This window comes from Candidatus Aquarickettsia rohweri, from assembly GCF_003953955.1.
GTDB classification, from domain to species: Bacteria; Pseudomonadota; Alphaproteobacteria; order Rickettsiales; family Midichloriaceae; genus Aquirickettsia; species Aquirickettsia rohweri.
The window spans coordinates 1-10021 of sequence record NZ_RXFM01000044.1; the positions used below are offsets into that span (position 1 = coordinate 1).

13 protein-coding genes are annotated in these 10021 nt (G+C 27.3%); 10 read left to right on the forward strand and 3 right to left on the reverse strand.

Annotated features, from left to right (window positions below; genetic code table 11):
* Together EIC27_RS03695 and ykgO are read right to left on the reverse strand one after the other, a co-directional pair.
* A partial coding sequence (locus EIC27_RS03695; RefSeq protein WP_479686428.1) for a 3'-5' exonuclease family protein occupies positions 1 to 219 on the reverse strand: 219 nt, incomplete at its 3' end.
* Between the two features lies 1 nt (position 220).
* On the reverse strand, positions 221 to 346 hold the full coding sequence (gene ykgO / locus EIC27_RS03700) for a type B 50S ribosomal protein L36 (RefSeq protein ID WP_126044791.1): 126 nt from the start codon (positions 344 to 346) through the stop codon (positions 221 to 223).
* Positions 347 to 486: 140 nt separating this feature from the next.
* Between ykgO and lpxD the strand changes: the two genes are divergently transcribed.
* From lpxD to EIC27_RS03750, 10 genes are all read left to right on the forward strand, one after another.
* Positions 487 to 1500, forward strand: coding sequence for a UDP-3-O-(3-hydroxymyristoyl)glucosamine N-acyltransferase (gene lpxD, locus EIC27_RS03705; protein WP_126044792.1), 1014 nt, complete (start codon positions 487 to 489; stop codon positions 1498 to 1500).
* Positions 1501 to 1503: 3 nt separating this feature from the next.
* A complete protein-coding gene (gene fabZ, locus EIC27_RS03710; RefSeq protein ID WP_126044793.1) occupies positions 1504 to 1953 on the forward strand; it encodes a 3-hydroxyacyl-ACP dehydratase FabZ in 450 nt (149 codons plus the stop codon).
* An 11-nt stretch (positions 1954 to 1964) separates the two neighbouring features.
* Positions 1965 to 2768, forward strand: coding sequence for an acyl-ACP--UDP-N-acetylglucosamine O-acyltransferase (gene lpxA, locus EIC27_RS03715; RefSeq protein WP_126044794.1), 804 nt, complete (start codon positions 1965 to 1967; stop codon positions 2766 to 2768).
* The gene (locus EIC27_RS03720) at positions 2761 to 3576 is read left to right on the forward strand and encodes an LpxI family protein (protein ID WP_126044795.1); all 816 of its coding nucleotides are present in this window, start codon (positions 2761 to 2763) and stop codon (positions 3574 to 3576) included. Before lpxA ends, EIC27_RS03720 begins: the two co-directional genes overlap by 8 nt.
* 3 nt (positions 3577 to 3579) lie before the next feature.
* Positions 3580 to 4188 (forward strand): 3,4-dihydroxy-2-butanone-4-phosphate synthase, encoded by a 609-nt coding sequence (gene ribB / locus EIC27_RS03725; RefSeq protein ID WP_126044796.1) that lies wholly within the window; start codon positions 3580 to 3582, stop codon positions 4186 to 4188.
* On the forward strand, positions 4188 to 4829 hold the full coding sequence (gene cmk, locus EIC27_RS03730; protein ID WP_126044797.1) for a (d)CMP kinase: 642 nt from the start codon (positions 4188 to 4190) through the stop codon (positions 4827 to 4829). The genes ribB and cmk overlap by 1 nt, the downstream gene beginning before the upstream one ends.
* Positions 4830 to 4833: 4 nt before the next feature.
* The gene (locus EIC27_RS03735; RefSeq protein ID WP_126044798.1) at positions 4834 to 6555 is read left to right on the forward strand and encodes a 30S ribosomal protein S1; all 1722 of its coding nucleotides are present in this window, start codon (positions 4834 to 4836) and stop codon (positions 6553 to 6555) included.
* 12 nt (positions 6556 to 6567) lie between these two features.
* A complete protein-coding gene (locus EIC27_RS03740) occupies positions 6568 to 6786 on the forward strand; it encodes a hypothetical protein (RefSeq protein WP_126044799.1) in 219 nt (72 codons plus the stop codon).
* Positions 6787 to 6900: 114 nt separating this feature from the next.
* The gene (gene folE / locus EIC27_RS03745; RefSeq protein ID WP_126044800.1) at positions 6901 to 7500 is read left to right on the forward strand and encodes a GTP cyclohydrolase I FolE; all 600 of its coding nucleotides are present in this window, start codon (positions 6901 to 6903) and stop codon (positions 7498 to 7500) included.
* 149 nt (positions 7501 to 7649) lie between these two features.
* Positions 7650 to 9698, forward strand: coding sequence for a hypothetical protein (locus tag EIC27_RS03750; RefSeq protein WP_126044801.1), 2049 nt, complete (start codon positions 7650 to 7652; stop codon positions 9696 to 9698).
* Between the two features lie 2 nt (positions 9699 to 9700).
* Here the strand turns inward: EIC27_RS03750 and EIC27_RS03755 are convergent, their stop codons facing one another.
* The gene (locus EIC27_RS03755; RefSeq protein WP_126044802.1) at positions 9701 to 9952 is read right to left on the reverse strand and encodes a hypothetical protein; all 252 of its coding nucleotides are present in this window, start codon (positions 9950 to 9952) and stop codon (positions 9701 to 9703) included.
* Positions 9953 to 10021 lie beyond the last annotated feature (69 nt).

Below are 10021 nucleotides of genomic sequence, written 5' to 3' on the forward strand. Positions count from 1 at the left end.
TGTTTTATCAGTTAAAAATTTTTTTAAATTTGGAGAATTAAAATTTCTGTTTTTAAAATGAATTAAATGTATTGCATTTAACTCATCAGCTAATTGTAATACGCATAGCCTATCCCTATGGTTATTTAAGCCCATAGCTTCTGTATCAATTGCAAGGTCGCCTTTTAAATCTAAATCACTTGGAATATCATCAATATGATATTTGTAATTATATTGCATTTTAACCTTGTTTAGCCTTAAATTTTGGATTTTTCTTATTTATAACGTATAGCTTACCTTTTCTTTTGATAAGCTTGCAATTTAAATCTCTTTTCTTTGCTGATTTTAATGATGACAATACTTTCATTTTACTTTTTTTAAACTTCTATTTTGAAATAAATAATATTTTTTAGCATTATTTACAAGCTTTTTATAGACAAAAAGCTTTTATAATTATAAAAAATTAACTTAATTAGGTTTTATTTTAATATATTTTTTATTTTTTAAATGAATTTAGGGGTTTTTCATAAAAAGGCCGGTTCCTTTAAGTTAAAGGATTTAATAAAAGATGTAGAGGTTGTTGATGAAGTTATTGGAGACGATAATATATTAGTTTCTAATATCACAACACTTAAAAAAGCAACAAATAAAGATATTACATTTTTTCATAATTCAAAATATATTAATGACTTAAAAGAAACAAAAGCCGCTTTTTGCATTCTTAGAGAAGATCATAAATCGTATGCTCCAAAATCAATGGGATTAATTATAACAAAAAACCCACAATTAGTTTTTGCAAAAATTATTGATAAATTTTATCCTGAGCCTAAAATTCAACCCTGTATTTCACAATCAGCTTTTATTGCATCATCTGCTAAAATTGGTAAAAATTGTTGCATTTGTCATGGAGCAGTAATTGGTGAAGGAGCTATTATTGGTGATGAAGTTTATATTGGTTATAACTCAGTGATTGGTGATGGAGTAATCGTAGAAGATAATTCTTCTATTCAATCTGGTTGCACTATCGCTTTTACAAAAATTGGCAAAAATTGTAAAGTATATACTGGAGTTAAGATTGGTCAAGATGGATTTGGTTTTGTGCCAGGAGGCCCAAAAGTTAGACAAGTTGGTGCTATTGAAATTGGTGATAATGTTGAAATTGGTGCAAATAGCTGTATTGATAGAGGCACATTAGAAAATACAGTTATAAAAGATAATTGCAAAATTGATAACTTAGTTCAAATTGGACATAATGTTATTATTGGTGAAAATACTATCATTGCAGCTCAAACTGGAATTTCTGGTAGTACAAAAATAGGTGACAATGTTTTAATTGGTGGTCAAGCAGGGATAGCAGGGCACTTAAATATAGAAAATAAGGTAATGATTGCAGGTAAATCTGGGGTTATCAATGATCTTGAAGAAGGAGAAATAGTAGGTGGTTACCCTGCAATAAAAATAAATAATTGGCATAGGCAAAATATTTTTTTAAAAAATCAAATAATAAAAAGAAAGATATAAATCATGAAAACTATTTTAGATATTTCAGAAATAAAAAAGATAATTCCTCATAGATATCCTTTTTTATTATTAGATAAAGTTTTAGAATTAAACCCTAATAAAAACCTCATTGCTTTAAAAAATGTTACTGTAAATGAAGATTTTTTCAATGGGCACTTTCCCCAAAAACCTGTTATGCCTGGAGTTTTAATCGTTGAATCTATGGCACAAGCAGCAGCAGTTTTTGCAGCAAAAAGTGTTAATCAAAATAGTGAAGCTACCAATCAGATAATATATTTAATGTCTATTGAAAAAGCACATTTTAGAAAACCTGTTGTTCCAGGTGATAGTATGTATATTCATATTAAACAAGTTCAAGCAAGAAGAAATATTTGGAAAATGTCTGGCGAAGCTAAAGTTGATAATGATAAAGTTGCAGATGCTATTTTTTCTGCAATGTTAGTTAAAGAATAAAAATAAATAAGATGATTCATAAAACAGCTATCATTCAAAAAGGAGCTAAAATTCATTCTAATGTAGAAATAGGCCCATATTGTTGTATAGGGCATAATGTAGAATTAGCCGAAGGAGTAAAATTGCATGCTCATGTATGTATTGATGGAATCACATATATTGGAGAAAACACTGAAATTTTTCCTTTTGCATCTATAGGATATAACCCTCAAGATCTTAAATATAGCGGTGAAAATTCTAAAGTAATAATTGGGAAAAATAATATTATTAGAGAGTATTGCACCATTAATACAGGTACAAAGCATGGAAATATGAAAACAGTTATAGGAAATAACTGCTTATTAATGATTAACTCACATATTGCTCATGACTGTATAGTAGGTGATAATGTTATACTTGCTAATAATGCAACACTTGGCGGACATGTTATAATTGATGATAACGCTATTATTGGAGGACTTTCTGCTATTCACCAGTTTGTTAGAGTTGGAAAATTTGCAATTATTGGTGGAGTTAGTGCGGTTGTTGAAAATGTTGTACCATTTGCAAGTGTTTCAGGGGACAGAGCAAAAATAATTGGAATTAATATAATTGGTATGAAAAGAAATAATTATAGCAAATCCTCTATTATTAAGGTCAAAAAAGTTTTTAAAGAAATTTTTAGCAAAAATAATAATATAAATTTTAATGAAAAAATTAAAGCAGTAGAAAATAATCATATAGATAATGAATCGTTAGAAATAATTAAATTTTTAAAAAATGATAATAAAAGGGGATTCTGTATGCCAAATAAAAATTGGTTATTAGATGAATAAAATAAACTCAATAGGAATTATCGCTGGACAAGGCTTATTGCCTAAAATAATTTATGATGAATGCTTAAATAAAGGAATAAAAGTAAAAATTATAGGTTTAAAAGGTGAAATAAATGAAAAAATCTTTAAAGGAATTAATTACGATTTATTCCATCCCTGTAGCATAAGTAATATTTTTAATTACTTACAATCTAATAATTTAAAAAATATAGTAATTGCCGGAAAAGTTAAAAGAATTCATTTATCTAAATTAATTTTTGATAAAATTGGTTTTAAAATATTTACACAAATAATAAAAAGTGGATTTAATGATAATAGTATATATTCAATAATTATAAAATTTTTTGAAAATCATGGATTTAAAATTATATCTCCCAATACTATAGCAAAAGATATTTTAGTAAAAAGTGGAGTAATGACAAATTGTGAAATTCCTAAAAAACAAAAAGAAGATATTGAAAAGGGTGTAGACATTTTAAAAGGAATTATAAAATATGATATAGGACAAGCTATGATTATTAATAATGGTTTGGTCTTAGGTGTAGAAGCTGTTGAAGGTACTAATGAATTAATTAAAAGATGCTTCAAGTATAAAGATCAAGAGATTGGGGGTATTTTGATAAAATTATGCAAACCTCATCAAGATAAAAGACTAGATTTACCATGTATTGGGCCGGATACAATAAAAAATATTGCAAAATACTCTTATAAGGGTATAGTCGTTGAAGCAAAAAAATCAATTATTATTGCAAGCGAAACTACAATAAAGCTTGCTAATGAAAACAAAATTTTTATTTATGGAGTTTAAAGTATGTTTGATTCAATTGATGAAATAATTGAAGAAGCTAAATTAGGTAAGCCCTTTATTATTACAGATGATGAAGATAGAGAAAATGAAGGAGATATCATTTTTCCTGCACAGTTTATTACAGAAGAACTAATTAGATTAATGATAATGCATGCAAGAGGCTTAATTTGTGTTGCAATAAACCAAAATATTGCTGATAAATTTGATTTAAAGTTACATCCACGAAGAAATGTAGCTAAATTTGAAACAGCTTTTACATATTCTATTGATTCTAAAAAAGGTGGTTCTACAGGAATGTCAGCATATGATAAAACAAATACAATACGAAATTTAGTAAATGAAGGTTCTACAGTTGATGATTTTAAAGTTCCTGGACATGTATTTCCAGTCATTGCCAGAGATAAAGGCGTGCTTGAAAGAAGGGGACATACTGAAGCTGCTATTGACATTGCAAAACTAGCAAATCTAAAACCAATAATGGTTATTTGTGAAATTATAAATGATGATGGAACTATGGCTAGACAAAATGATTTAATAAAATTTTCAAAAAAGCATGGTATGAAAATTTCTAGTGTAGAAAAGTTAGTTGATTATATTCAAAATAAAAATTAATGAATAAAAAATCAAAAAGTATTATAATAGCATTTGATGGAACTGCAGCATCTGGAAAAGGTACAGTTGCCAAATCACTTGCTGAAAAGCTTAGATATGATTATCTCGATACAGGTTTAATGTTTAGAAAAGTAGCATATTTTTCTATTAAAAATAAAGTTAATTTATCAAATATAGAAAAAATTTGTGAATTAATTGATAGAATTGATTTTGCAAAGCCAATCCCATTATCTGAAATTTATTTTGATGAAGTTAGCGATTTAAGCTCTAAAATAGCAGAATTTAACATTATTAGAGAAAAATTATTAAATATTCAAAGAGAATTTGCTAAAGGTAAAAATGGGATTGTTGTTGATGGGCGGGATATTGGTACTGTTGTTTTTCCAAATGCAGATTTTAAGTTTTTTTTTGATGCAAATATTGAAGAAAGAGCTAGAAGACGCTATAAACAGTTGCAAAAAATGGGAAAAAGTATTAAACTGCAAAAAGTACTTGAGTATCTTAAAATTAGAGACAAAAGGGATATAGAGCGTAAAAGTGCTCCATTGCTTAAAGCTGACGATTCGATGCTAATTGATACTACCCAAATGACCATCGAAGAAAGTTTAAATATAATATTAAATAAATTAAAATTTAAATAACAATATGAATATAGAAAATATACCAAATTTCTCACAAGAAGATTTTTCTCAACTTTTAGAACAAAGTTTGCATAATCAACCAAAAGAAGGTGCGATTGTTAAAGGTAAAATAGTTAATGTATCTGGTGATACCGTTTATATTGATGTAGGTCTTAAAAGCGAGGGTAGGGTATCAATTAATGAATTTACTAATAAGGATTTAAAAATAGGTGATGAAGTTGATATATACATTGACAGATTTGAAGGTAAAAATGGATGTACACAATTAAGTAGAGAAAAAGTAGCTAAAGAATTAGCATGGAATAAATTTGAAGAATTAAATGCAAGTGACAGTAGTATCAATGGTAAAATTATTGGCAAAGTTAATAAAGGAGGATTTGCTGTTGATATTGAAGGTATTTTAGCATTTTTACCAGGTAGTCAGTTAGATATTAGACCTGTAAAAGATCCCTCTATATTAATGAATGTAGATCAACCTTTTAAAATTTTAAAAATTGATAGAGAACAAGGTAATGTTGTCGTTTCTAGGAGAGCTATACTTGAAGAATCAAGGAAAGAAGCAAAAAATGAATTATTGTCTGGAATAAAAGAAGGAATGACATTTAATGGAGTTGTTAAAAATATAACAAACTATGGTGCTTTTATTGACTTAGGTGATATTGATGGATTATTACATATAACAGATATTTCATGGGATAAAATATCTCATCCTTCTGAAAAGATATCTCTTGGACAAGAACTTAAGTTAGTGGTTACAAAATATAACCCTGAAGCACAAAGAGTATCTTTAGGATTAAAACAACTTACAGAGAATCCTTGGGAAGGTTTAGAAAAAAAATATGCAGTTGGAACTAAACATAAAGGTAAAGTCTTAAGTATTTCAGATTATGGTGCTTTTATTGAATTAGAAAAATCTATTGAAGGATTGGTTTATTTAAATGAAATTGATTGGAATACAAAAAACACTCACCCAATTAAATTAGTTAATATTGGTGATGAAGTTGAAACTATAGTTTTAGATATAGATATTAATAAACACAGGATAAGTTTAAGTATTAAACAATGTACCAACAATCCATGGAAAAGTTTTGCTGATAATTATCCTATTGGAACAAAAGTTAAAGCAATAGTAAAAAAGATTGTGGACTTTGGTTTATTTGTTAACATTATAGAAAATGGTAAAGAAAACGATTTAGATTTATTAGTGCCAGCTGTTGAGATTAATTGGGACGATAATCCTAAAAACGCTTTAAAAAGCTTTAAAATTGGTGATGAAATACAAGGTGTAGTTTTAAATTCTGATTTAGAAAGAGAAAGAGTAACCATAAGTATTAAACAATTTGAAGAAAATAATTATAAAGAAGTTATTGATAAGCTAATAAAGGCCGAAGTTGTAACTTGTAAAGTTACAGAAGTTACAGATGAAGGACTTTATGTTGAAGCACCTGAAAATGTCAAAGGTTTTATAAAGAAATTTGATTTATCAAAGCATAAAGATCAACAAAAACCAGATAGATTTACTGTAGGTGATAAAATTGATGCTAAAGTTATATCATATGATAAAAATAAAAAAATATTAAATTTTTCTGTGAAAGTTCTTGAAATTGCTGAAGAGAAAAAAGCAATTGCAGAATATGGTTCTGTTGATAGTGGTGCTAGTTTAGGTGATATACTAGGTGCTGCAATTGAAAAACAAGAAAAAGATAATAAAAAAGATAATAAATAACAATACTTCAATATGTTTAAATTTATATTTTTAACGCTTTGGAACATATTGATATCCACATTAGTATGTCTTGTTATTATTAAATTTTTACTTCATTCAGCTGTACAAAATGAATTTAATAATTTTAAAGAAAATTTAGAAACTAAAGCTCAAAACAAGTATAAAGAAATTAAACAAAAGCACCTATCTAAAAGTAATTTTAAAAATTTAAAGAAAAAAATCTTTGATTAAAATCAAATATGTTTAATATATAGTGCTAATATTTTAAAAATTAATCATATAAAACTATTAAAAAAAATTATTTAGTGCTATTATTCCTTTCTAAATTTTTAAATATTATTAGTAATGCAAAGTAAGTTACTTAACAATAATAATATAAGGGTTAAAGTTTCCGATGATGAAGCAAAAAAAGCCGTAAAAACCTTGCTAGAATGGATTGGTGAAAATCCAGATAGAGAGGGTTTATCTGATACTCCTCAAAGAGTCATTGATAGTTATAAAGAATATTTTTCAGGTTATCTAGAAGATCCTGCAAATATTTTAAAAAAAACATTTACTGAAACTTCTGGATATCAATATATGGTGCTTTTAAAAGATATTAATTTTTACTCTCATTGTGAGCATCATATTGCTCCTATAAAAGGAGTTGCACATATTGCTTATTATCCTAATACTAAAGTAGTTGGAATAAGTAAATTAGCTAGAATAGTTGAAATTTATTCAAAACGTCTTCAGATACAAGAAAGACTTACTTCAGAAATTGCTAATACAATTAATTATACTCTTAAACCAAAGGGTGTTGCTGTAATAATAGAAGCAAGTCATAGCTGTATTAATAATAGAGGAATTAATCAAAAATTAGCTAAAATGAAGACTCATGCTTTAATTGGTTGCTTTAGAAATGATCCTGAAATAAGTAGAAGATTCTTTCAATTAATCTCATAATTAACATTGCATAACAGATATTTGTTATTGTATTGAAATCTAGTTTTATTATGATAGACTTATACCTGTGGGTGTAATAAATAATACTGTAAAATTTATCAGTTATTTACATAAACAAACAAAAATAACAGACTAAATAAAGAGGTAATATGCCAGTAGAATTGGACAATTTCAAAGCAAGCTTCCATGAGAAGCCAATATCTCAAGGTTTAGACGAGGCAGAGGTATCAAAATTTTTAGGTGAGTTATATTCAAGTAGTAAATCAGTGCAACTTCATAAAGATTCATCAAAAGAAGAAATAAGAATATTTAGACAACAAGCAAAAGAGTTATATAAAAAAGGAAGAGACTTAGGTTTAGTAAATTTAATTGAGTTAAAAGGAAAATTTGATGCACTCAAGGATGGTGATGTGCAACAAGATGGATTTCATAATATTAATGAGATAAAAAAGACAATGGAAAGAATTGTTTTTCAAGTTGCATTAGATAGTGAAAAAGGCAAACCACTTGACTCCAAGTTTAATGATTATCCTTTTTTATGTGGAGAGGGTACTCTTACAAACATGCAGAGTATACTGCAACAACTTGTACTTAATTCCGCTACTGTTGATGACATGCTAACATTAACAAAAAAGCAGATGATTGAACAATTTGTTACTGAATTTTACATAAAAAATAAAGATTTTCTTGAAAAAATGGAAGGTATGCATAGTCATGAAATTTATGAAGTACACAACATAAGTTCTCTTTTAAATAAAGTTGCAGATGATTATGGATTAATAAAAAAAACAAAACAAGATGACCAATATTTGCAAGAATATATAAATGATGATATACAAGCATTTCTTAAAAGCTATGTAGAAAGGCAATTAAACTCTGAACATTCTGGAGAAATTTTAATTGATCTTACAGCAGATAGAATTATGTCTGATTTGCCTAAATTTAAAGTTGGCAATTATGCAGCATTTACTCAAAGAATAGATGAATTTATTCAAAATCTTGACTTATCTGATAAGCTTAATGTGTATTCATTATTAGATATTGATGAAGATACATATCAGATAAAAGGATATAAAGAAGATGCATTACAAATTATCAAAGATACATTAGCAATACATTTGCACGACAAAGGAACAGTATTAAATCCAGAAATTGATTTTTTGAGAGCCAAAGTTGGTTTTTTTGATTCACAATCACAAGAAGTACAAGGACAGAAAATATTAGATTATGTAAAAAGTAAAGGTATTGAGGAAAAAATTCTACTATATGCTTTAGATAAAGGCCATGAAATAGGTGGAATAGATCCAGTTAAATGGGCAATTGATAATGATCTTAGAATAAATAGTCAAAAAGCTATTGAATGGGCATTAGAAAATGACTTACAAATTGATGGAAAACCTGCTTTTTCATATGCAATTGAAGATCTTAATGTAAATCAAAATCGACTTTTAAAACATATGCTTGATAACGATTTAAAAATATCAAATAAACCAGCTTTTCTTTGTGCTATTGAAGATTTTAGCAAATCTAAACAAGAAGTTTTTGATTATCTAGTAAATAATAACCTAAATATAAATGGAGTAAATCCAGTATTGTGGGCTGCAGAACAAGATTTAAAAATAGATGGAATGGACCCAGTATTATACTGCCTGCAAAATGATTTAAAAATAGACGGTCAAAAAGATATTGAATGGGCTGTTAAAAATGATTTAGAAATTGATGGAAAGCCTGCATTTTTATATGCAATTGAAGATTTAGGACAAAATAAAGATAAATTAGTTAAATGGGCTGTTAAAAATGATATTAAAATTCGAGGTGAATCTGCTATAAAATTAACAGTAAAACATGATGAAATAATTGATGGAAAGCCTGCATTTTTATATGCAGTTGAAGATTTGGGAAAAAATGAAGAAAGTGTTTTAAAATATGCTATTAAAAATGATGTAACTATAGGTGGGGTGCCAGCTTTAGAATGGGCTTTTATAAATGATAAAACTATTGGTGGCAAACAGGCAATGGAATTTGCAACAAAAAATAATGTTAATGTTAGTGGTGCAAGTGTTATGGATTGGATTGATAAAAATGCCGATAGATTACTTGCTGCAAAAGATGGCATAAATAGAGAAGTAGTTGGTAAGCATACTAGAAGAATATCGGAACAAAGCAACACAACTAAAACAATTTCAGTAAGCATGTAGCGTTAGTTATTTTTATTATCATTCCTCCACTTACATCCATTAGCTAAAGCTTTTTTTATCTTTACTAACACATTCTTATAGTCTAAATCTGCTAAATTGCATACCATTTTAAATTCATCAACATATAAATCATCTAATAACCACCTTATGGCATCAATTTTTTGCTTTTTAGCAAATTTCTTTTTTGAATTGCTTGATGCATACATAAGTGCTTGAGTGATAACGTAAGCGCTAAAATAAGGGCATCTAGGCAAGAATAAAAATAAGTGGTAGAACAAAAGCCTAAAAAAATAGAGGCTAATGATGCTATTAGAAAAAAAGAA